Origin of the sequence: Duganella sp. Dugasp56 (assembly GCF_047304105.1) — a bacterium.
Lineage (GTDB): Bacteria > Pseudomonadota > Gammaproteobacteria > Burkholderiales > Burkholderiaceae_D > Rugamonas > Rugamonas hordei.
The window spans coordinates 84,269-104,872 of sequence record NZ_JBGLYQ010000019.1 but is presented as its reverse complement, the minus strand read 5'-3'; the positions used below and the strand labels follow the sequence as shown (position 1 = coordinate 104,872).

At 61.6% G+C, this 20,604-nt stretch carries 22 protein-coding genes and 1 tRNA gene; 4 read left to right on the top strand and 19 right to left on the bottom strand.

Annotated features, from left to right (window positions below):
- Window positions 1-2: 2 nt before the first annotated feature.
- From ACCD07_RS15215 to ACCD07_RS15200, 4 genes are all read right to left on the bottom strand, one after another.
- The gene (locus tag ACCD07_RS15215; protein ID WP_413447818.1) at window positions 3-290 is read right to left on the bottom strand and encodes a DUF2523 family protein; all 288 of its coding nucleotides are present in this window, start codon (window positions 288-290) and stop codon (window positions 3-5) included.
- An 8-nt stretch (window positions 291-298) separates the two neighbouring features.
- Complete coding sequence (locus ACCD07_RS15210) at window positions 299-1,627, bottom strand: hypothetical protein (protein ID WP_413447817.1); 1,329 nt, start codon at window positions 1,625-1,627, stop codon at window positions 299-301.
- Between the two features lie 167 nt (window positions 1,628-1,794).
- Complete coding sequence (locus ACCD07_RS15205; protein WP_413447816.1) at window positions 1,795-2,016, bottom strand: hypothetical protein; 222 nt, start codon at window positions 2,014-2,016, stop codon at window positions 1,795-1,797.
- A gap of 362 nt (window positions 2,017-2,378) precedes the next feature.
- Window positions 2,379-3,095 (bottom strand): hypothetical protein, encoded by a 717-nt coding sequence (locus tag ACCD07_RS15200; RefSeq protein WP_413447815.1) that lies wholly within the window; start codon window positions 3,093-3,095, stop codon window positions 2,379-2,381.
- A 120-nt stretch (window positions 3,096-3,215) separates the two neighbouring features.
- Between ACCD07_RS15200 and ACCD07_RS15195 the strand changes: the two genes are divergently transcribed.
- Window positions 3,216-3,662, top strand: a complete 447-nt coding sequence (locus ACCD07_RS15195) for a DUF2726 domain-containing protein (RefSeq protein ID WP_413447814.1) — start codon at window positions 3,216-3,218, stop codon at window positions 3,660-3,662.
- On the opposite strand, the gene ACCD07_RS15190 is transcribed toward ACCD07_RS15195, so the two are convergent.
- From ACCD07_RS15190 to ybiB, 8 genes are all read right to left on the bottom strand, one after another.
- Complete coding sequence (locus tag ACCD07_RS15190; RefSeq protein ID WP_413447813.1) at window positions 3,640-3,840, bottom strand: hypothetical protein; 201 nt, start codon at window positions 3,838-3,840, stop codon at window positions 3,640-3,642. The genes ACCD07_RS15195 and ACCD07_RS15190 overlap by 23 nt on opposite strands.
- 372 nt (window positions 3,841-4,212) lie before the next feature.
- A tRNA-Ile gene (locus ACCD07_RS15185) sits at window positions 4,213-4,291 on the bottom strand.
- A 103-nt stretch (window positions 4,292-4,394) separates the two neighbouring features.
- Window positions 4,395-6,635: an RNA polymerase sigma factor RpoD gene (gene rpoD, locus ACCD07_RS15180; protein ID WP_176652590.1), complete on the bottom strand. Its 2,241-nt coding sequence runs from the start codon at window positions 6,633-6,635 to the stop codon at window positions 4,395-4,397.
- 495 nt (window positions 6,636-7,130) lie between these two features.
- A complete protein-coding gene (gene dnaG, locus ACCD07_RS15175) occupies window positions 7,131-8,927 on the bottom strand; it encodes a DNA primase (RefSeq protein ID WP_413447812.1) in 1,797 nt (598 codons plus the stop codon).
- Between the two features lie 99 nt (window positions 8,928-9,026).
- Window positions 9,027-9,476 (bottom strand): GatB/YqeY domain-containing protein, encoded by a 450-nt coding sequence (locus tag ACCD07_RS15170; protein ID WP_176652588.1) that lies wholly within the window; start codon window positions 9,474-9,476, stop codon window positions 9,027-9,029.
- Between the two features lie 139 nt (window positions 9,477-9,615).
- Window positions 9,616-9,828 (bottom strand): 30S ribosomal protein S21, encoded by a 213-nt coding sequence (gene rpsU / locus ACCD07_RS15165; RefSeq protein ID WP_008451879.1) that lies wholly within the window; start codon window positions 9,826-9,828, stop codon window positions 9,616-9,618.
- A 173-nt stretch (window positions 9,829-10,001) separates the two neighbouring features.
- Complete coding sequence (locus ACCD07_RS15160) at window positions 10,002-11,210, bottom strand: NAD(P)/FAD-dependent oxidoreductase (protein WP_413447811.1); 1,209 nt, start codon at window positions 11,208-11,210, stop codon at window positions 10,002-10,004.
- A 46-nt stretch (window positions 11,211-11,256) separates the two neighbouring features.
- Entirely contained in the window at window positions 11,257-12,246 is a 990-nt protein-coding gene (gene ybiB, locus ACCD07_RS15155; protein WP_176652586.1) for a DNA-binding protein YbiB, read from the bottom strand.
- Between the two features lie 74 nt (window positions 12,247-12,320).
- On the opposite strand from ybiB, the gene ACCD07_RS15150 reads away from it, so the two are divergent.
- Window positions 12,321-13,379: a 3-deoxy-7-phosphoheptulonate synthase gene (locus ACCD07_RS15150; RefSeq protein ID WP_413447810.1), complete on the top strand. Its 1,059-nt coding sequence runs from the start codon at window positions 12,321-12,323 to the stop codon at window positions 13,377-13,379.
- A 41-nt stretch (window positions 13,380-13,420) separates the two neighbouring features.
- On the opposite strand, the gene ACCD07_RS15145 is transcribed toward ACCD07_RS15150, so the two are convergent.
- Window positions 13,421-13,735, bottom strand: a complete 315-nt coding sequence (locus ACCD07_RS15145; RefSeq protein ID WP_176652584.1) for a hypothetical protein — start codon at window positions 13,733-13,735, stop codon at window positions 13,421-13,423.
- 186 nt (window positions 13,736-13,921) lie between these two features.
- On the opposite strand from ACCD07_RS15145, the gene tsaD reads away from it, so the two are divergent.
- On the top strand, window positions 13,922-14,962 hold the full coding sequence (tsaD, locus tag ACCD07_RS15140) for a tRNA (adenosine(37)-N6)-threonylcarbamoyltransferase complex transferase subunit TsaD (RefSeq protein ID WP_413447809.1): 1,041 nt from the start codon (window positions 13,922-13,924) through the stop codon (window positions 14,960-14,962).
- Here tsaD and ACCD07_RS15135 read toward each other — a convergent pair whose 3' ends face one another.
- Together ACCD07_RS15135 and ACCD07_RS15130 are read right to left on the bottom strand one after the other, a co-directional pair.
- Complete coding sequence (locus ACCD07_RS15135; RefSeq protein ID WP_353400777.1) at window positions 14,963-15,145, bottom strand: hypothetical protein; 183 nt, start codon at window positions 15,143-15,145, stop codon at window positions 14,963-14,965. It abuts the gene before it with no gap.
- 96 nt (window positions 15,146-15,241) lie between these two features.
- Entirely contained in the window at window positions 15,242-16,183 is a 942-nt protein-coding gene (locus ACCD07_RS15130) for a LysR family transcriptional regulator (RefSeq protein ID WP_176652581.1), read from the bottom strand.
- Between the two features lie 108 nt (window positions 16,184-16,291).
- On the opposite strand from ACCD07_RS15130, the gene ACCD07_RS15125 reads away from it, so the two are divergent.
- Window positions 16,292-17,155, top strand: coding sequence for an oxidoreductase (locus tag ACCD07_RS15125; RefSeq protein WP_413447808.1), 864 nt, complete (start codon window positions 16,292-16,294; stop codon window positions 17,153-17,155).
- On the opposite strand, the gene ACCD07_RS15120 is transcribed toward ACCD07_RS15125, so the two are convergent.
- Genes ACCD07_RS15120 through ACCD07_RS15105 form a run of 4 tightly spaced genes read right to left on the bottom strand, consistent with a single transcriptional unit; the run spans window position 17,152 to window position 20,493 of the window.
- Window positions 17,152-18,381 (bottom strand): metal-dependent hydrolase, encoded by a 1,230-nt coding sequence (locus tag ACCD07_RS15120; RefSeq protein WP_413447807.1) that lies wholly within the window; start codon window positions 18,379-18,381, stop codon window positions 17,152-17,154. The two genes, ACCD07_RS15125 and ACCD07_RS15120, sit on opposite strands and share 4 nt — an antisense overlap.
- A 4-nt stretch (window positions 18,382-18,385) precedes the next feature.
- Window positions 18,386-19,120, bottom strand: a complete 735-nt coding sequence (locus tag ACCD07_RS15115) for an AAA family ATPase (protein WP_413447806.1) — start codon at window positions 19,118-19,120, stop codon at window positions 18,386-18,388.
- A 10-nt stretch (window positions 19,121-19,130) separates the two neighbouring features.
- The gene (locus ACCD07_RS15110; RefSeq protein ID WP_413447805.1) at window positions 19,131-19,421 is read right to left on the bottom strand and encodes a DUF427 domain-containing protein; all 291 of its coding nucleotides are present in this window, start codon (window positions 19,419-19,421) and stop codon (window positions 19,131-19,133) included.
- A 19-nt stretch (window positions 19,422-19,440) separates the two neighbouring features.
- Window positions 19,441-20,493 (bottom strand): diguanylate cyclase, encoded by a 1,053-nt coding sequence (locus tag ACCD07_RS15105; RefSeq protein ID WP_176652576.1) that lies wholly within the window; start codon window positions 20,491-20,493, stop codon window positions 19,441-19,443.
- Between the last annotated feature and the right edge of the window lie 111 nt (window positions 20,494-20,604).

The window sequence follows — 20,604 nt, the reverse complement described above, 5'->3', positions numbered from 1 at the left end:
GGTCAGCCTATCACCGGTATGCGACGGATCATGAAGCGCAGCACCCACGCCGACAGGATGGCCGGAAGGCCAATACTGAAGCCGAACAAATCGAAGAAGTACCAAATGCCCGGGCTGAGCGTACCCAGCGCCGGCGAGATCGAAGAGGCGTCAGGCAGGCGTGCCGCCAGATATTCAATAAAGCCGTTGGCGATAAAGAACAGCGCGAAGAAGGCGGCAAACTTGACCAATGCCGAACGCAGCAGGTACGCAAGTATCGACCCGGCTGCGGACATCAGAATTCCGAACATGACACCTCCTAAGCGGAAAGAGTGATACGCAATGCGACGAACGCCCACACGAAGGACATGACCGTCAACAAGATCGACCTCACGCCTTCCAGCAGATCGCAATGCGCGCTAAATGACTGTGTGTGACCGAACAGGTTCAATGTGCCAGTGGGACAGGTAGAAGAATGCTGCGGCACGGTGAAGGACCTCAACGACGGGAACAGGCTAAAAATCGGATCAAGAATCTGCGCCACCGTCGGCACGGCCTCCAACGTCGGCAAACCGATACCGGGATCAGGGCCAAGGTTAGTCAAAGGCTCGGTTGAAGGGTTAGTTGGGGTCGACGGTGCGGCATCGCCCCCAGTCCCGCTGTTCGGAAGCGAGAACGGAGCACCAACTCCACCACCTGAAGGAGCAACCTGCGGCGCGACAAAGTCAGCGACAGTCGGATACGAAGCCTGACTCTGCGCCTGATACGCGCTGACATCGGCCTGAGTCACAGGGTCCGCAGCATCGTAAGGAAGCCCCGCATAGCCGGGAGCAGCCGCAGCCTTCTGCCAAGCGGTATTTGCCAAACTCGCCAACAGCGCCGGATTCACAGGCTTACTAGGTTCATCCGCCGGTAACGACGCGACAGCGGCACTAACGTTGTTATATACGCTGTCTGCCTGCTTAGGAAAATTGGATGCAGGGCATAGCCCATTAACTGCACTCAAGCCGATTCCAGCACACCCCGTAGTTTGCGTGCTTCCAATATTACCGAAGTCGGATTCAAATGGTCCCTGCCCAGCGAACTGGCCCGAGACGTAGGAAAATCGATTGATGTAATGACACTCGCCATTGACCATCCGCGACAGTCGCTGACACGACATATCAGCGCTACCGCAGCCGCCTTGACCGCCGCCCCATGCTCCGCAAGCTGCATCCAGCGTAGGCGCAAGCACGTTTGAAACCTGAAACATCTTCATCGGCGCATATCCGCCGTTCACGTTGTAAGGACTATCAGCACCGGGCTTAGAAACCTTACCGTCACTGCCGAAGATCCACTTCACAACGCCATCAACCGCAAGCTGTACGGCGACACCCATACCAATGGCAATGCCTGTCGTAATCCACGCGGGGGCCGTAGCAGCTCCGACCGAAACCGTCACTGCGACGGCAGCAGCAGTGCCGAATGCCGCCCCCGAACTATTGAGCGTAGAGCCCCAGCGAGGATCATTCGCTGCAAACCCACGTGCAGCCATTTTCTTCTGAATGAGGCTGCTAATAGCCTGCTGCATACGCGATACCGCAGCAACCTGCGCAAACGATAACGAGCAAGCAACCAGCAGTACAACCATCATAGAAAATTTGCGCATGATCACCCCTTCAAACCTTGAACGACAGCCCAGCCGCAAACAATTCCCCAACCGAATACAAACAAATCCCAAAATTGTGCGGCACTCATAGCACCTCCCAAACGACTGAAAAAAAGGGGCGAAGTGTTAGCCCCGCCCCTCCCATACCTCACCGGCTGTTACCCCGATCAACCACCGCGGAGCATGCCCAGCGCGATCTTCGCCGCTTTGATCGTCGCGTAGATCGTTGCCAGCACAGCACCGATAGCCAGCACGCCGACCGTCACGTCAGCGGCAGTCACAGCACCGGTAATCGACGTCAGATCGATAGCTGCCTGCGCTGGCAGGATTGCGGCAAAAGCGACAGCACCACCGACAGCGCCAACCACACGTTTCATGATTTGTTTCATCAACTTCCCCTTAAAAATTCACCGGGAAACCGCCCGGCCGGATCACCCTCTACGGATTAATTCGATACATACACCTACAGCACGCGCAACCATGTAGCAGACCACCACCAGCGAGAAACCAGCGCCCCACACTTGCGCAACTTCTCCAGCGGACGGTAAAACTGACTGCACATCCGACGCAGGCAACGCGGCACCGCCAATTACGACTTGGTCATACATGGAAACCTCGACGAAAGTCACATAGCCTGTCGTCACGCCGTCAGCCAACAAACACGCATTCGCCGGACCGGTCATCTCAGTCTTGCCAAGAGGACCCGGTTGAACGGTGCACGTCGCGACGCGCATTAGTACCGGCTCCACGATCAAGCCTTGTCACTGATCGCCGGTAGCGCGTGGCTCGATTGCGTAGGGCCAGCAGCCTTAGATTCCGCTGCCTTTGCCCCCATAGCCTTGCCGCCAGCAACGCCGGGTTCCATGCCCACAGCAGGGCCAGCGACACCAGCAGGCTTAGCGCCTACAGCCTTCTTAGGAATCATCTGAGCGACGCGGCCACCGATACGCTTGTCTTGACCGATGGCGATTTCGAACTCAACGTCATAGAGTCCTGGCGCAATGTCTTTGAAGCGATCCGGCACCAGCAGTTCGCCAACAAGCAAGGCGAGTTCGCCCGTTTCGCGGTCCACCTTATGTACGAGGCAGTCGGCGAAACGCATGTCGTAATCCTTGAGCGACTTTTTGGAGAAGCCCGAGCGCGGAGTAACGCTCAACACTTCAACGGTGACGGTACGCGCAGGACCGTCCACAACGGAGCCATCCCACTGCTTGACGTCGGCGACCTCGGAAACGATGCGGCTGTTTTGACCAACGGCGGCGTCGAACTCGACCATATAAACCCCCTTTGGCAAATCCTTGTAGCGCGCCGGAAGCGACAGCACGCCGATCTTCGGTTTCACATCGCCGGTCGCTGGATCTACGTCCCGGACGACGCACTGTGCATTGCGGATGTCGTAATCGTTACCGGTCTTGCGGGACGTGCCGGCGACTTGAACAATGTGGACGATCTCGATTTTGGCTTGCATATGCTTCCTCTCAATGTTTGCCCTCTAGGGCGGATAAACGCTTATTTGCGTGACAATTGTTGAAAATTGTTAAAACACTTACGGGGTAAAATTTCCTAATGACAACGACCGGACAAACCCATGTACAAACTTGTATTCATAGCCCTAGTAATTGCAGCCGTAGCCGCCGTTCTTTCAAAGCTTCAGGCAAACAAAAAATCATTCACTCCGCCCAAGGCAAAGAGACTGCTAACAAAGAACGAACAGCCCATGTACTTCCGCTTAGCGGAGACATTCCCCGGACATGTGGTCTTAGCTCAGGTCTCACTCGGCGCGCTACTGCAAAGCCCAAACCGAGCAACAAGAAATCGATACGACCGGAAGATGGCCGACTTCGTGTTGTGCACAAAAGCCTTCGACGTAATTGCAATAGTCGAACTAGACGACTCCAGCCATAACGGCAAAGAAAATCGCGACGAAGCAAGGGACAAACTACTCAATGCGGCCGGGTATAAAACGCTGAGATACAAACGCGTCCCCGACATCGCAACGCTAAAAACAGACATCAGCCTTCCAACTGCTTGTTAGCTTTGTCTGACAGTGCAGTGAGCACGCGACGAGCAGCATTCAGAGAGGGTTGCCAGATCTCAGGCTGCGCATCCACACGTACACATCCTTCAAGCGACGCGATTTCAACCAGAAGCGCGGCTTTCAACACACGGATTTCGGCCGCATTTAAGGAGAGAGGCAATCGAAATTCAGACATCAAGGCACCTCGAATTAGCGTTACTTGTCACGTTAATTGGTACACACTGCGTACCACCTGTGCTATCGTTTACGGTATCCATACGGAGACAAAATATCTCCAAACGGATAAACGAAAGATATCTCCATTCGGAGACATTGACTAATTGAAAGTTGCTATGGATTACGCAGAATTGATAGATAAGGCATTGAGGGGGCGTTCAGTGCGCAAGACGGCACTGATGTGGGAAGTGCCGCCACCGACGCTGGATCGCTATATGCGGGGCGAACGAATCCCCGATGTGACAACCATCTTGAAAATCATCGAGGATTCAGGAGTAGCGGCCGAAGAGGCCTTGAAGGCGATAGCTGCGCAGGAGCAGCTAAAGAAAGATGGTGGGCCTCCCGTGAGTCGAACACGGCACCAACGGATTATGAGTCCGCTGCTCTAACCAAGCATGAGCTAGAGGCCCAGGGTATTGCTATGCGCTGGAAGCCTTGCCTGCCCCTCCTACGCGCGTCCGTTTATAAAACGAACTCGCGAGGATAAGGGCTAGCACAGCCACTAGTCAAGTCTTAGTTGCCTTCCAAGAAGCTTTTCAGCTTGTCGGAACGGCTAGGATGGCGCAGCTTGCGCAGGGCCTTGGCTTCGATCTGGCGTATGCGCTCGCGGGTGACGTCGAACTGCTTGCCGACCTCCTCCAGCGTGTGGTCGGTCGACATCTCGATACCGAAACGCATGCGCAGCACCTTGGCTTCGCGCGGCGTCAGCGAGTCGAGCACATCCTTGACCACGCCGCGCATCGACGCGTGCAGCGCCGCGTCGGACGGCGCCAAGGTGTTGTTGTCCTCGATGAAGTCACCCAGATGCGAATCGTCGTCGTCGCCGATCGGCGTCTCCATCGAAATCGGCTCCTTGGCGATCTTCATGATCTTGCGGATCTTGTCCTCGGGCATCTCCATCTTGATGGCCAGCGTGGCCGGGTCCGGCTCGGCGCCGGTTTCCTGCAGAATCTGGCGGGAAATCCGGTTCATCTTGTTGATGGTCTCGATCATGTGCACCGGAATACGGATGGTGCGCGCCTGGTCGGCGATCGAGCGCGTGATGGCCTGGCGGATCCACCACGTCGCGTAGGTCGAGAACTTGTAGCCGCGGCGGTATTCGAACTTGTCGACCGCCTTCATCAGGCCGATATTGCCTTCCTGGATCAGGTCGAGGAATTGCAGGCCGCGGTTGGTGTACTTCTTGGCGATCGAAATCACCAGGCGCAAGTTGGCCTCGGTCATTTCGCGCTTGGCCTTGCGCGCCTTCATTTCGCCGGCCGCCATCTGACGGTTGATGTTGCGCAGGTCCGGCAGCGGCAGCACGACGCGCGCCTGCAGGTCGATCAGGCGCTGCTGCAGTTCCTTGATGGTCGGAATGTTGCGGCCCAGGATGGCGCTGTACGCGTGGCCCGCGGCCACTTCGCCGTCCACCCATTCCAGGTTGGTTTCGTTGCCAGGGAAGACCTTGATGAAGTGGGCGCGCGGCATGCCGCACTTGTTCACGGCCACGTCGAGGATCTGCTTCTCGATGTGACGCACTTCATCGACCTGGCCGCGCAAGGTGTCGCACAGCTTCTCGACCACCTTGGCGGTGAAGCGGATGCCCAGCAGTTCGTACGAGATCGCTTCCTGCGCCTTGATGTAGGCCTTGGAATTGTAGCCTTCCTTCTCGAAGGCGCGGCGCATCTTGTCGAACTGCAGGGAGATGGTGTCGAATTTTTCCAGCGCGGCGTTTTTCAACGCTTCCAGCTGTTCGGCCGAGAAACCGGCGGCGCCCGAAGCGCTCGCTTCTTCCTCTTCCTCTTCTTCCTCTTCTTCCTCTTCCTCTTCTTCCTCGTCCTCTTCGGCCGGCGCGGCCGCTACCGGCGCGGCGACTTCTTCGCTGTCGTCGACCAGGCCGTCGACGATCTCGTCGATCTTGATTTCATCGGCGCGGATGCGGTCGGAGGCGGCGATGATCTCGGCGATCGTCACCGGGCAGGCGGAAATCGCCTGGATCATGTCTTTCAGGCCGTCTTCGATGCGCTTGGCGATTTCGATCTCGCCTTCGCGGGTCAGCAGCTCGACCGAGCCCATCTCGCGCATGTACATGCGCACCGGATCGGTGGTGCGGCCGAAATCGGAGTCGACGGTCGACAGCGCCGCTTCGGCGGCCGCTTCGGCTTCGTCGTCGCTGGTTACGGTGGCGACGTTGTCCGACAGCAGCAGGGTCTCGGCGTCCGGCGCGTGCTCGTAGACGGCGATGCCCATGTCGTTGAAGGTGCCGATGATGCCCTCGATCGCTTCCGGATCGACGATATTCTCGGGCAGGTGATCGTTGATCTCGGCGTACGTGAGGAAACCGCGTTCCTTGCCGAACTTGATCAGGGTCTTGAGTTTCTGGCGGCGGCGCTCGAGTTCCTCCTCGGTGGCTTCCGTGTCCGACGAGAAAGCGTCCTTCAGCAGCGCCTTTTCCTTGGCCTTGCGGTCCTTGGCCTTGGCCTTGTCGACGGCCTTCAGTTCGGCGCGTTCGACCGCATTCAGCGCGGCGACTTCATCGTTTTCGGGCTGGAATTCTTTTGGTTTGCGCCCGCGCCGGCCCGGCACTTTGACCGACGGCAGCACGTAGCCAGAGGTATCGATGGCGGCAAGCGTCGCCGCGTCCGTGGTCTGGCTGACCACAGGCGGGTTGCTGGCGACACGCGTTTCCGGCTTGTCCGCCGTTTTCGCGGATTTTGCGGTCACTTTGCTCGGCTTTGCAGCCGCTTTGGATTCAGGTTTCTTGATTGGCACAGGCGCTTTCGATTACACAACGACTTGCTTATTTAGGATAAAGTTTCTTGCGGCTCTTGCGAACCTACGTCTTCGAACTTGCCGACTGCACAAGTTCGACAATACTACGACTTACTTACACCCGGTCAGGCCGACCGATCTCAACAGAACTCCACCGCGATTGGCAGAAATTCTACTGCATCAGACACGTGCGTGGGGGCAAGAAACCATGACTAGGTTAGAAAGCAAACAGAACGTTTGCTAAACAGCGCAGCGCGCTGAACTAAACCAAAGCTGGCCCTGGCCGCCGACACCTGTCTTTCCGCGTCGATCAAGAGCCTAACTTACTGAAAACAAACACACTCTGAACTGGAAAACGATGCCAAAACATACAACACTTAGCGTTTTATTATAGCACGTCACTTTTCAATTTCCAGAGGCGGAAACCCCACTTCCCGCCCCGGAAGAATGACAGAAACATTACATCACAAAACGCCCGACAACTATTGCCACAACCTACCTGCTAGCCAACTCCGCCTGCGCCTCGCGCAGCAACTGGTCCTGCTGCGACGTCAGCTCGCGGTAGCGCACGCCGATCTCGTCGGACGACAGCCCCGCCGCAAACAGCTGGCTCAGCTCCTGCTTCAGCGCGTCGTTCTTGACCTGGCGGATCGCGCCGCGCAGGAACAACCGCACCGCATCGAAGTCCGACTCAGGCTCCTTGACGATCTCGGAGATGATGCCGTCGTACTCCTCGCCCTGCGACTTCAGATGTTGCGCAAAGGCCGCAAAACTGCCGTTCGGCCCCAGCGCCTGCGCCGCCCCGACCAGCTGCGCCAGCCGCTCGGCCGGTTCGGCGCCGAAATACTGGAACGCCGCCAATGCCGCCGCGTCGATGTCCAGCGCCAGCGGCGGATGCGCCACCAGCAGCCGCACGATCTGCAGCTCCAGCCCGACCGGCACCGGACGCCCGGTGCGGGGCGGCGCCTGGCGCGCCACGGCGACCGGCTTGGCCAGCTCGAACAGCACCTCGATCTCGGACGGCGTGCTCTGCGTCAACTGCGCCAGGCCGCGCACGATCTGCAGGCGCAGCGACGTCGGCGTCATCGACTGCAGCATCGGCTTGGCGTCGAACTGGGCACGGGCCCGGCCCTCCGGACTTTGCAAATCGTGCTCGCCGACCGCTTCCTTGATCAGGAACTGCGACAGCGGCATCGCCTCATGTATCTCCTGTTCGAACGCCTCGTTGCCGTAGGTGCGGACATAGCTGTCCGGGTCGTGCTCGGTCGGCAGGAACAGGAACTTGATGGTCTTGTTGTCCGTCACGTGCGGCAGACAGGCTTCCAGCGCGCGGCGCGCGGCGCGGCGGCCGGCCTTGTCGCCGTCGAAACTGAAAATCACCGTGTCGGTTTGACGCAACAATTTCTGTACGTGGTTGGTGGTGCAGGCCGTGCCCAGGGTTGCCACCGCTTGCGGGAAACCCATTTGCGCCAGCGCCACCACATCCATATAGCCTTCCGTCACCAGCACATAACCCGCATCGCGGATCGCCTGGCGCGCTTCGAACAAGCCATACAGCTCGAATCCCTTAGAAAATAAAGGCGTTTCGGGAGAATTCAAGTACTTCGGTTCACCGTGGTCGAGGACCCGGCCGCCAAAGGCGATGACCTGGCCCTTGGTGTTTTTAATCGGAAACATCACGCGCTCGCGGAAGCGGTCGTAACGTTTGCGGTTGCCGCCGTCCTCGTCCACCTTGTCGATCACCAGGCCGGCCTCGGCCAGCGCCACCGCCTCGTAGTCGGAGAAGATGGAGCGCAGGTTGTCCCAGCCGGCCGGCGCGTAGCCGAGGCCGAAACGGGCGGCGATTTCGCCGGTCAGGCCGCGGTTCTTCAAATAGGCGATGGCGTCGGTGGCGCCGCGCAACTGCGAGCGGTAAAAATCGCTGGCGCGCGTCATCGCCTCGGTCAGCGCCAGGCTTTGCGCGGCCATTTGCGCGCGCTGGGCCGGCGGTATCTTGTCATCCTGCTCGGGCACGACCATGCCGACGTTCTGCGCCAGGTCCTTGACGGCATCGACAAAACCCATGCCGGAATACTCGATCAGGAAACCGATCGAGGTGCCGTGGGCGCCGCAGCCGAAGCAATGGTAGAACTGCTTGGTCGGGCTCACCGTGAAACTGGGCGATTTTTCGCTGTGAAACGGGCACAGGCCCATGAAATTCGCGCCGCCTTTTTTCAGCTGCACATAACGACCGACAACGTCGACGATGTCGACGCGGTTCAGCAGATCGGAAATAAAGGATTGTGGTATCACTTGGCTATGCGGTCTTGTTATTGATCAGACTATACCGCCGCGCCGATCCGGCTTTGATGCGGATCAAGTCGCGGCAGAGCTAACGACAGAGCTGGGGCATTATGCCGGGGTCAGCGCTTTCTTGACCAGGGCCGACACGACGGTCATGTCGGCGCGGCCGGCCAGCTTGGGCTTGACGATGGCCATGACCTTGCCCATGTCCTGCGGACCGGCGGCGCCCGAGGCGGCGACGGCGGCGGCCACTTCGGCGGCCACTTCCTCGTCCGACAGGCCGGCAGGCATGTAGGCGGTCAGCACGGCCAGTTCGGCTTTTTCGATGTCGGCCAGGTCGGCGCGGCCACCGGCTTCGAACTGGGTGATCGAGTCCTTGCGCTGCTTGATCATTTTTTCAACGATGGCGACGGTCTGCGCGTCGTTGACTTCGATGCGCTCGTCGACTTCCTTGCGCTTGATTTCAGCGATGATCAGACGGATGGTGCTCAGTTTGCCCGCTTCCTTGGCGCGCATCGCGGCTTTCATGTCTTCGGTGATTTGTTCTCTCAAGCCCATGGCGTTTCTCTCAGAAAATTAGTGGAGTAAAAATGCGAAAACCCGCCGTGGCGAACCAGAGCGGGTATCTTCCAGATGCAACAAGATACAACCCGAGGCGTAAGCGCCGTACTGCCGGGTTGAATCTGCAAGAGCAGTCTTAGAACAGTTTTTTCGGCAGTTGCTGGCTGCGGATGCGCTTGTAGTGACGCTTCACGGCAGCTGCCAGCTTGCGCTTGCGCTCAGCCGTTGGTTTTTCGTAGAACTCGCGAGCGCGCAGTTCGGTCAGCAGGCCGGTTTTTTCGATGGTGCGTTTGAAGCGACGCATTGCGACTTCGAACGGCTCGTTTTCTTTAAGGCGAATAGTGGTCATGTAAAAATTCAAACCGTTTGAGGTTATAGGGAGAAAGAGACTATAGCAGGTTTTGCAGCAAAATGGAAGACGCTTGGCCATCTGGACGGCCATCGATGCGGCTTTCACTGCAAAAACAACGCGGCGTACTAGACAATCTTTCTACGCCGCTAACTTCCGGGAATCGAATTATATCAGACCGCCTGCCCGGCCGCCACACCCGATGCCCACGCCCACTGGAAGTTGTAGCCGCCCAGCCAGCCGGTCACGTCCACCGCCTCGCCGATGAAGTACAGGCCCGGCACCTTGTTGGCCATCATGCTCTGCTGCGACAGTTCGCGGGTGTCGATGCCGCCGCGCGTGACTTCGGCCTTCTTGTAGCCTTCCGAGCCGTTCGGCGTGATGGTCCACTGGTTGACCGCCGCGCCCAGCTTGCGCAGCTGCGCGTCCGGCAGGTCGGCCAGGCGCGCGTCCAGCGCGAAGCCGTGCGCCAGCAGCAGGCCCTCGGCCAGGCGCGCCGGCAGCCACTGCGACAGCACATTGCCCAGCTGCTTCTTGATCGCGCCCTTGCCCTCGATCAAGGTCGCCGCCAGGTCCAGCTCGGGTATCAGGTTGATGACGATGGGCGTGCCGGGCGTCCAGTACGAGGAGATCTGCAGGATCGCCGGGCCGGACAGGCCGCGGTGGGTGAACAGCAGGTCCTCGCGGAAGCGGCCGCCGGTCGGGTTGCGGCCCTTGAGGGAGCCGGTTTCCACGTCCACCTCCAGCGCGATGCCGGCCATTTCGACGAACGGCGCCCACTGCTGCGGGTCGAAGGTCAGCGGCACCAATGCCGGACGCGGCTCGACCATGCGCAACTCGAACTGCTGGGCGACGCGGTAGCCGAAGTCGCTGGCGCCGATCTTGGGTATCGACAGGCCGCCGCTGGCGATCACCACGCTGTCGGCCTCGATGTCGCCGCCGTCGGTCTGCAGCAGGAAACCACCTTCGGCCGCCTGTTGCAGGCTGGTGACCTTGCACGGCATGCGCCAATGCACGTCGCCGCCGGCGCATTCGTCTTTCAGCATGTCGATGATCTGCTCGGCGGAGTCGTCGCAGAACAGCTGGCCGCGATGCTTCTCGTGGTAGCCGATGCGGTGCTTCTTGACCAGCGCGACGAAGTCGGCCGGCGTGTAGCGCGACAACGCGCTCTTGCAGAAGTGCGGATTCTCGGACAGGAAGTTGGCCGGACCGGCGTTGATGTTGGTGAAGTTGCAGCGTCCGCCACCGGAGATGCGGATTTTCTCGGCCAGCTTGGTGGCGTGGTCGATCAGCACCACGCGCTTGCCGCGCTGGGCCGCCGTCGCCGCACACATCATGCCGGCCGCGCCGGCGCCGATTACCGCTACATCAAACTTTGCCATGTCAAATCCAATCGTCCAAAGGCGTATTGTACTTGACTGGTCGGCCTTACTCGATGGGCTCGCTGACCCGCTGGCGCGACTGCAGGGTGCGCGACACCAGCAGACACTGCGCCACCTGCTCGGCGATCGATGGCGGCACCGGCACCTCGCCCTTCAGCACGGACGCGATCCACGCCGCCGTGGTGGCCGCATCCTTGCCCTCGGGCAGCAGCGGCAGTTCGCCGACCTGCGTCTGCTTCGGCACCAAGGTCGTGCGCAGGCCGCCGTGGAACCAGTCGATCTGCTGCGCCTTGTTGGCGTTGGCCACCGTTTCGCCCTCGGTGCCGCGCATCAGGAAGGCGTCGCCGCGCTCGTGCAGGGCCGCGGTGGTGAAGTATTCGCCCAGCATTTCCAGATACTCGGGGTGCGTGTACGACACCAGCCGCAGCGCCGGCCCGGCGAACGGCTGCATGATCTTGACCAGCGTATGGGTGGAGTTGCGCACGCCCAGCCGGCGCCGCAGCGACAGCAGATACGCCAGCTTGGGCGCCAGCGCATCGATGGTGATGAAGGCCACATGGCCCTGCGCCATCGCCTCCTCCGCCTCGGCGCGGTGGCGCGCGGCCGGCACGCCCAGCGCCTCCAGCACCTCGGCGGTGGCGATGCGGCCCAGGTCGTGCGCGACGCCGTGCACCAGCACCGGCACGCCCTCGCGCGCCAGCAGCATCGCCAGCAGCGCGGTCAGGTTGGCCATCTTGCGGGCGCCGTTGTAGGTCGGGATGATGACCGGCGCGAACTGCCCCGGCGGCGCGGCCAGCGGTTCGAACGAGCCTTCGGCCGCGTCGAGGAAGCCGGCGATCTCCTCCACCGATTCGCCCTTGATGCGCATGGACAGCAAAATGCCGCCCAGCTCCAGGTCGGAAACGCGGCCGTCCAGCATGGCCTGGTAGAGGTCGTGGGCGTCGTCGCGGTTCATGCTGCGGGCGCCGTTTTTGCCGCGACCTATTTCTTTGATGAAACGTGCGGCGAGGAAGGGTTCGTGAGTTGATGTGGTCATGGCATCAGCTTAAACCACTACGCCACATTTCGGCTACACTATCCCTCCCCCGCAATAAATATACGTAGAGAATCATGATCTCCCCATATATCGAAAACATCAACGTCACCTCGTTCGGCCCGATGCCGTCGCCGGAAGCCTTGCACAGCAAGCTGCCGCTGACCGACAGCGCCTCGGACACGGTGATGAAGGGCCGCGAAGCCCTGCGCAACATCATCGACCGCCAGGACAAGCGCCTGTTCGTGGTCGTCGGTCCATGCTCGATCCACGATCCCGTGGCCGGCCTGGATTACGCCCGCCGCCTGAAAGCCCTGCAAGCCGAAGTGGCCGACACCATGCTGCTGGTGATGCGCGTGTATTTCGAAAAGCCGCGCACCACCACCGGCTGGAAGGGCTATATCAACGATCCGGACATGGACGATTCCTTCCGCGTCGACGCCGGCATGGAGAAGGCGCGCCAGTTCCTGCTGGACGTGTGCGAACTGGGCCTGCCGACCGCGACCGAGGCGCTGGATCCGATCTCGCCGCAATACCTGGGCGACCTGATCGCCTGGACCGCCATCGGCGCCCGCACCACCGAATCGCAGACCCACCGCGAGATGTCGTCCGGCCTGTCCACGCCGGTGGGCTTCAAGAACGGCACCGACGGCGACATCAGCATCGCCATCAACGCCATCCTGTCGTCGGCGCATCCGCACTCCTTCCTGGGGATTAATTCGCAGGGCAATGTGTCGATCGTGCGCACCCGCGGCAACGCCTACGGCCACGTGGTGCTGCGCGGCGGCGACGGCCGTCCGAACTACGATTCGGTGTCGATCGCGATTGCCGAGCAGGCGCTGGCCAAGGCCAAGCTGCCGGCCAACCTGGTGGTCGACTGCTCGCACGCCAACAGCTACAAGAAGCCGGAACTGCAACCGCTGGTGATGGCCGACGTCATCCACCAGATCGTGCAGGGCAACAAGTCGCTGGTGGGCGTGATGATCGAGTCCAACATCGTCGGCGGCAACCAGAAGATCCCGGCCGACCTGAGCCAGCTGAAGTACGGCTGCTCGGTGACCGACGGCTGCATCGACTGGGAAACCACCGAACAGATGCTGCGCGAGGCGCACAAGCAGCTGAAGAACCGGCCCTAAGCCACGTCATTCCCGCTTTCGCGGGAATGACGGTTGGTTCGCTAGCCGAACGCCATCACCCTGGTGGCGACACCAAACGACCCCGCCAGCGCCGCCTCGGCCTTGCTGGCAGGGGCGCTCAGCTCAGCGAGGTCCAGGTAGACCTTGCAATCCTCGACCTTGACCGAATAGCGGCGCGTCGTGCTCTCGCGCGGGTCGATGTCGCCGCACTCGAGCACCGCATGTACGTGCTCTTCGTCGGTACGGAACAGCGCCACGCCCGGCAATTCCTGCCAAGCCAGTCCGCGCGGCACAAGGCGCGCGCCGCTCATGGGCACATCCCTCACTTTGCAAATCAGCTTCCATTGTCCGGACATCGCCCGTCTCCCTAGTCAACTTCCTGCAGTTGTCTAAGCAAAACCGATGCCATAAAAAAGGCTGAAAATTCTGACCATTTGGCAAAATTTCGCACTGCGCGGGTGCGGGCCGGGGCCGCCGTGGTGCATGCTTGCACGCACTTTCCATTACAATGGCGGATTCCCCTTTTGATTTGTGCATTCTTCATGATCGTACTCGGCGTCGAATCCTCCTGTGACGAAACCGGCCTTGCGCTGTATGACACGCAACACGGCCTGCTGTCCCACGCCCTGTATTCGCAAGTGGCGATGCATGAAGAGTACGGCGGCGTGGTGCCGGAACTGGCCTCGCGCGACCATATCCGCCGCGCCATTCCGCTGCTGACGCAGACGCTGGAAGGTGCCGGCAAGTCGCTGGCCGACATCGACGCCATCGCCTACACCCAGGGTCCCGGCCTGGCCGGCGCGCTGCTGGTCGGCTCGTCGGTGGCCTGCAGCCTCGGCCTGGCGCTGGACAAGCCGGTGCTGGGCGTGCACCACCTGGAAGGCCACCTGCTGTCGCCGCTGCTGGCCTCGCAGCCGCCGGAATTCCCCTTCATCGCGCTGCTGGTGTCGGGCGGCCACACCCAGCTGATGCGGGTGGATGGCGTCGGCCAGTACACGCTGCTGGGCGAAACGCTGGACGACGCCGCCGGCGAAGCCTTCGACAAGTCGGCCAAGCTGCTGGGCCTGGGCTATCCGGGCGGACCGGCGATTTCGCGCCTGGCCGAATTCGGCGACCCGGCCGCCTACAAGCTGCCGCGCCCCATGCTGCACACCAAGGATTTCAATTTCAGCTTCTCCGGCCTGAAAACGGCGGTGCTGACGGTGGTGAAGAACCACAAAGAGAAGGTCATCGCCAATATCTGCGAGCAGGACAAGGCCAACATCGCGCGCGGCTTCGTTGACGCCATCGTCGACGTGCTGACCGCCAAATGCGTGTCGGCGCTGAAGCATACGGGCTTGAAACGGCTGGTGATTGCCGGCGGCGTGGGCGCCAACTCGCAGCTGCGGGCGTCGCTGAACGCGGCGGCAGCCAAGAAGAAGTTCAAGGTCTACTACCCTGAACTGGAATTTTGCACGGACAACGGCGCGATGATCGCCTTCGCCGGCGCCATGCGCCTGATGGTCAATCCCGACGCCGCGAAGAAGGACTACTCGTTCAACGTCCGGCCACGCTGGCCGCTGGACGACATCAAGGTCGTGTAATTAGCCTTGGGCGAAAGCCATCGAGGCCAGCACCGCCAGTCCGACCAGCGGTATCAGGTACTTGGCCTTGCCGGCGCCCAGGCGCACGCCGCGGGCGGCAATGCGCTCGCTGCGCAGACGGTGTTCATCGGCCGACGATTCGTGGGCCACGGTGCTTGCTTTTTGCTCAGTTGCGGTATTCATAACAGCCTCCATATCCGTTGATGATCTTCCTTTCTGGAAAGTAACGCAATTGTCGTGCCAACAAAATAGGCACAGATTGGCCTATACAGCTTGATTTCAGGCCCTTTTGTGGTGCACGCGCGACACGACGCCCTGTTGCGTGCCCAGCTTCTGCGCAGCCCGCTCCGAGATGAAATCAATGAAGTGACGCACCCGCAGCGGCATCTGGGTACGTTGCTGATAGTACATGAAGACCCCGTTATTGCACGTTACGGTTCCGGGAAGCAAAGGAATCAGCAGTCCCTCAGCCAGTTCGCGCTCGATCATGAAGACCGGCATCTGGCCGATGCCGGTGTCGTTCAGCACCGCCGTCAGCTCCCCCTCCACCGTATTGAAACTGGCCACCGCCGGCACGTCCTGGTAGACGGTGGCGCCGTCCACGTGCAGCTCCCACGGCAGCAGCCGGCCGGTATTCGGATGGCGGAAGCCGGTGCAGCGGTGGTTCGCCAGCTCCGCCACCGTCGTCGGCGTGCCATATTTCTGCAGATAGCCGGGGGTGGCGCAGACCAGCAGCAGCATCTCGCCCAGCTTGCGTGAAATCAGGTTGCGCTCGGGCGGGCTGCCGGCGCGGAAGCCGACGTCGATCTTGCTTTCCACCAGGTCGGTAAAGTGGTCGTCGAGCTGCATGTCGAAATGCGCGCCCGGATAGCGCTCCTGGAACTCGCGCAGCAGCGGCACGATGATGCCGTTGCCGATCGATAGGGGCGCCGCCACGCGGATCAGGCCGTCCACTTCCAGCCGGCTGTTCTGGATCTGGTCCAGCGCCTCGTCCAGCAGGCGCAGGCCGGGGTTGGCCAGCTCGAACAGGCGCGTGCCCTCTTCCGTCAGGCTCAGGCTGCGCGTGGTGCGGTGGAACAGCCGCACGCCCAGGTGATCCTCCAGCTGGCGTACCGCCTTGCTGACGGCCTGCGGCGTCAGGCCGGCCTCCACCGCCGCCTGGCTGAAACTCTTGGCGCGCACCACGCCGATGAACAGACTGATAACCCGGGCTTTATCCATATTAACAACCAGAAGATGATAATCAAACAGCTTTCCTATGGCTAGTGTAGCAGGTAACGACGGCCTACACTTGCCTCTACCAACTCACCCAACCTGAAGGAAACGATCATGACTGCCACTGCACAAAAAGTATGGTTCATCACCGGCGCATCCCGCGGCTTCGGCCTGCTGACGGCGAAAAAGGCGCTGGAACGGGGCGATTTCGTGGTCGCCACCGCTCGCGATCCGCAAACCGTCATCGCCGCCCTGGGCGAGCATCCGAATCTGCTGGCCGTGCGCCTGGATGTGAAGCTGGAAGCCCAGGCCATCACCGCCGCCCAGCAGGCGGTGGCGCGCTTCGGCCGCATCGACGTACTGGTCAACAACGCCGGCTACGGCCTGCTGGGCGCGGTGGAGGAAGCCAACGGCGAGGAAATCCGCGCGCTGTATGAGACCAACGTCTTCGGCCTGCTCAACGTCACCCGCGCGGTGCTGCCGGTGATGCGCAAGCAAGGCAGCGGCCATGTCATGAACATCTCGTCGGTCGGCGGCTACTCGGCCTACGCCGGCTGGGGCGTGTACAGCTCGACCAAGTTCGCCGTCGAAGGCCTGAGCGAAGCGATGTCGATGGAACTGGCGCCGCTGGGCATCAGCGTCACGGTGGTCGAGCCGGGATTCTTCCGCACCGACTTCCTTGACGCGTCGTCGCTGGTGGCCACCCGCGACCGCATCGCCGACTACGCCGCCACCGTCGGCGCGATGCGCGACTTTGCCGAAGGCGCCAACCACCAGCAGCCGGGCGATCCGCTCAAGCTGGCCGGCGCCCTGCTGCAACTGGCCGACAGCGAAAAGCCGCCGGTGCGCCTGCAACTGGGTTCCGACACGGTGGAACGCGTGCGCGCCAAGAACCTGTTCGTCGAAACCGAGATGGCGCAATGGCTGGAGCTCGCGGTATCGACCGACCACGCGGCTCCGCTCAAGCAAGCCGCTTAAGGCGACAGCAGGTCCGCTCGCGGATAGCCCCAGCCGGGCACGCCGTCGGGACATTTCAAGGCCTGCGAAAAATGCAGCGTCGTGAAATTCCCGCGCGGCGTGGCGGCGAAGCGGTAATCCGACAATTCGCCGGAGGCCAATGCCAGCAAGGGCGCGCGGCCAAACCGCAGCCACGCGTCGACCTGGCAGTTGGATTGCTTCAGCAGGCGCAGCGCCTGCAAGCCCGCCGACGCTGTGGCGAATTGCAGTACGCCGGGCGACAACGCTTGCGACGGCAGCTGTTCCACCAGCCCGGCCGGACAAGCCAGCGGTTCCAGCCACGTCGGCGCGATGCTGGCCACGCCGCGCCGCAAGCGGTAATTGCCCTGCGCCTCATTGCTCTCCACGCTGACAAAGGACCAGCACAGAGGCTGCGACGGAAACGCCGTCATCGCCACATCGAGCACGCGCGATGCAGGATCGATGCCCTGCAACGCCGCCGTGATCTGCTGCCGTCCCGCTTGCGAAGCCACGCCCTGCACCGCGATGAACCCAAGACCGACGCCCAGCGCCAGCAGCAATCCCGCGCGGCCGCGCGTGCCTGCACGCCACTGCGCCGCGCCGCACAGCGCGCCAATCAACAGCAGCGCAGCAAACGACGTCCACCCCAGGTAGCCCTTGACGGCAAACGCCACCAGCACCGCCAGCAAACCCGCCGGTCCCGCCATGCGCGCGAAACGCCAGCGCATGACGAGCGCCATCGGCACGCCGAACGCCACCCAGAACAGCGGTTCGACAATGAACACCATGTCGCCGTAGAGCCATCTTCCGTCGAACGGATACCACGGATGGACGCCGTAGGAATTGGTAAAGTCCAGCAGCAGGTGCAGCGCCAGGCCGGCGGCTATGCTGGCCGTCAGTCCCCAGCGCGCCGGCATGCTGGCCCTGAGCAGCGCCCGCGCGGAGGGCCAGCATAACCACAACAAGGCCGCCAGCAGCAAGGCCTGCGGCAACGCCATCAAGGCCGTATGCGTGTGGCCGCGATGATAAAGCAGATAGCCCAGCGGATCGGGCAAGCGCTTACCAAGGAACAGATCGAGATCGGGAAAATTACTGGCCAGCGCACACGACACCAGCAGAAGCCGATGCCGCACCCGCTGCGACTGAGTGTCCGCCTCGTCGGGCAGACTGCGATGCACTACTTCTCCAACGCCGAAACCGATGATGCTGTGGGTGATATTGTCCATGTACCTATTCAGGTTTGAGCAGCTGCTCCAGCCGCCGCGGGTAGTGATTCAGGAAGTCGCGCGTGACGGAGTAGTGTTCGGTGTCTTCGTAGGCCACTTCGGAGATGCCGGTGCCGTCGAACAGCAGGATCTTCGCGTTGGGATAAGCCAGCAGGATCGGCGAGTGCGTGGCGATGATGAATTGCGACTCTTCCTCCACCAGCTGATGGATCGCCGTCAGCGCAGCCAGTTGCCGGTTGGGCGACAGCGCGGCTTCCGGTTCGTCCAGCAGGTACAGGCCCCTGCCTTTGAACTTGTTCAACAGCACCGCCATGAAAGCCTCGCCATGGGAACGCGCGTGCAGCGACTCCGCGCTGGCGGAATCTCGCTCCCACAACTCATCCATGTGGGTGCTGACGTTGTGGAAGCTCTCGGCACGGAAGAAGTAGCCGTCGCGAGGCGTCCTGAAACTCCTGGAGAGCCGCAACGCATGCTGCAGCGGGGCTCTCTCGCTTGCGGTATTCAGGCTGATGTTCTTGTTGCCGCCGTCGATACCGAAGCCCAGCGCCAGCGCGATCGATTCGAGCACGGTCGATTTGCCGGCGCCGTTTTCGCCGATGAAGAACGTCACATCCGGATGAAAGCTGATCGACTCCAGGTTGCGCACTGCCGGCACGCTATACGGATGGCGCTCCCAGTCGACATCGTCGCCGAACAGCGCCGTGATCCTTTGCAGATACGGCTTGGCCTGTAAGCCCATCGCCTGGCGGCTAGCGCTGCACGTCCACGCCGCGCCAGAAGGCCACGTGATCCTTGATCTGGCTGGCCTTCTCGGACGGTTCCGGGTAGTACCAGGCGGCGTTCTCGTTGACCTTGCCGTTGACGTTCAGGCTGTAATAGCTGGCCAGGCCCTTCCACGGGCAGCGCGACGTGTGCGCGCTGGGCCGCAGGTACTCCGTCTTGACGCTGGCCGGCGGGAAGTACACATTGTTCTCGACGATCTCGACTTCGTCATCGCCGGCCTGCGCGATGACGACGCCGTTCCAGGTTGCTGTAGGCATCAGGTACTCCCTCTCTTGGTCAGACGGGGCCGCACTCCACGCGATTGCGGCCGGCATGCTTGGCGCGGTACAGCGCGGCGTCGGCCTGGCGCAGCAGGCTTTCGGCGTCCGCGATTTCCATATGGTCGAACGCGCCCACGCCGATGCTGGCCGTGACCGGCAGCAGGCGCGGGCCGGCATAATGCAGTTGCGCCTCGATCTTGCCGCGCAGGGTCTCGGCAAACTTGACGGCGCCTTCGAGCGGCGTATTCGGCAGGATCACGCACAGCTCCTCGCCGCCGTAGCGGCCCGGCACGTCGATCACGCGCACGCTCTCGCGCAGCAGGCGGCCGACGTTGGCCAGCACCTGGTCGCCGACCGCGTGGCCGTATTCGTCGTTGATGCGCTTGAAGTGATCGAGGTCGATCATCACCGCCGACAGCGGCGAGCGGAAACGCCTGGAGCGTGCCGTCTCGAACTTCAGCTTGTGCAGCAGCGAGCGGCGGTTGTGCAGGCCGGTCAGCTCGTCGGTGGTGGCCAGCTGCTCCAGCTCGCGCACCGTCGACTCCAGCGCTTTTTCATTCGAGCGCAATTCGATCAGCGCCATCACCTGGCGCGCCAGCTTGACCAGCATGACCCGCTGCGCCTCGCTCAAGCCGCCCGGCTTGGTGTCCATCACGCACAAGGTGCCGATGGCATGGCCATCCGACGAGGTCAGCGCCACGCTGCTGTACATGCGCATGTGCGGCTCGCCGACAGTCATCGCCATGTGGGCGGTGCGGTGGTCCTGCGTCAGGTCGGGAATTTCGGTGACGGCCTGGCCCAGCACGGCCAGCGAACAGTAGCTGTCGCCGCGCGGCAGCTCGCCCAGCTGCATGCCGGTGCAGGACTTGATCCACACCCGCTCGGCGTCGACCAGCGAAATGAAAGCGTAGGGAACTTCGCACACCTTGGCGGCCAGCTCGGTGAGGAAGCTGAAGTCTTCGCAGGCGGGGGTGTCGAGGATATGGTAACGGTGCAGCGCGGCCAGCCGGAACTGGTCGGCCTGCGGCCGGGCGGTGGAAAGTGTATGTACTTTTTCTGCGGCCAGCATAGGCCTCCCTGTGTAGCGACGGCGATCTTTTTTAGGGTCCCCGCGATGCGGCGGGTCCGAACTGTGGTGCTACCCGGTCAGTTTATCGCAAAACAGGGATGGCGGGAGCAC

Excerpts from the sequence above, each read along its gene's own strand:
- ybiB (WP_176652586.1), bottom strand. The coding sequence starts at position 12,246 with ATGACCACATCAACTCACGAACCCTTCCTCGCCGCACGTTTCATCAAA.
- ACCD07_RS15170 (WP_176652588.1), bottom strand. The coding sequence starts at position 9,476 with ATGGGCTTGAGAGAACAAATCACCGAAGACATGAAAGCCGCGATGCGC.
- ACCD07_RS15120 (WP_413447807.1), bottom strand. The coding sequence starts at position 18,381 with ATGGACAATATCACCCACAGCATCATCGGTTTCGGCGTTGGAGAAGTA.
- ACCD07_RS15135 (WP_353400777.1), bottom strand. The coding sequence starts at position 15,145 with ATGAATACCGCAACTGAGCAAAAAGCAAGCACCGTGGCCCACGAATCG.
- ACCD07_RS15205 (WP_413447816.1), bottom strand. The coding sequence starts at position 2,016 with ATGAAACAAATCATGAAACGTGTGGTTGGCGCTGTCGGTGGTGCTGTC.
- ACCD07_RS15150 (WP_413447810.1), top strand. The coding sequence starts at position 12,321 with ATGATCTCCCCATATATCGAAAACATCAACGTCACCTCGTTCGGCCCG.
- ACCD07_RS15110 (WP_413447805.1), bottom strand. The coding sequence starts at position 19,421 with ATGCCTACAGCAACCTGGAACGGCGTCGTCATCGCGCAGGCCGGCGAT.
- ACCD07_RS15115 (WP_413447806.1), bottom strand. The coding sequence starts at position 19,120 with ATGGGCTTACAGGCCAAGCCGTATCTGCAAAGGATCACGGCGCTGTTC.
- ACCD07_RS15130 (WP_176652581.1), bottom strand. The coding sequence starts at position 16,183 with ATGGATAAAGCCCGGGTTATCAGTCTGTTCATCGGCGTGGTGCGCGCC.
- ACCD07_RS15125 (WP_413447808.1), top strand. The coding sequence starts at position 16,292 with ATGACTGCCACTGCACAAAAAGTATGGTTCATCACCGGCGCATCCCGC.
- ACCD07_RS15210 (WP_413447817.1), bottom strand. The coding sequence starts at position 1,627 with ATGCGCAAATTTTCTATGATGGTTGTACTGCTGGTTGCTTGCTCGTTA.
- ACCD07_RS15105 (WP_176652576.1), bottom strand. The coding sequence starts at position 20,493 with ATGCTGGCCGCAGAAAAAGTACATACACTTTCCACCGCCCGGCCGCAG.
- tsaD (WP_413447809.1), top strand. The coding sequence starts at position 13,922 with ATGATCGTACTCGGCGTCGAATCCTCCTGTGACGAAACCGGCCTTGCG.
- ACCD07_RS15160 (WP_413447811.1), bottom strand. The coding sequence starts at position 11,210 with ATGGCAAAGTTTGATGTAGCGGTAATCGGCGCCGGCGCGGCCGGCATG.
- ACCD07_RS15190 (WP_413447813.1), bottom strand. The coding sequence starts at position 3,840 with ATGTCTGAATTTCGATTGCCTCTCTCCTTAAATGCGGCCGAAATCCGT.
- ACCD07_RS15200 (WP_413447815.1), bottom strand. The coding sequence starts at position 3,095 with ATGCAAGCCAAAATCGAGATCGTCCACATTGTTCAAGTCGCCGGCACG.
- rpsU (WP_008451879.1), bottom strand. The coding sequence starts at position 9,828 with ATGACCACTATTCGCCTTAAAGAAAACGAGCCGTTCGAAGTCGCAATG.
- ACCD07_RS15145 (WP_176652584.1), bottom strand. The coding sequence starts at position 13,735 with ATGTCCGGACAATGGAAGCTGATTTGCAAAGTGAGGGATGTGCCCATG.
- ACCD07_RS15195 (WP_413447814.1), top strand. The coding sequence starts at position 3,216 with ATGTACAAACTTGTATTCATAGCCCTAGTAATTGCAGCCGTAGCCGCC.
- ACCD07_RS15215 (WP_413447818.1), bottom strand. The coding sequence starts at position 290 with ATGTTCGGAATTCTGATGTCCGCAGCCGGGTCGATACTTGCGTACCTG.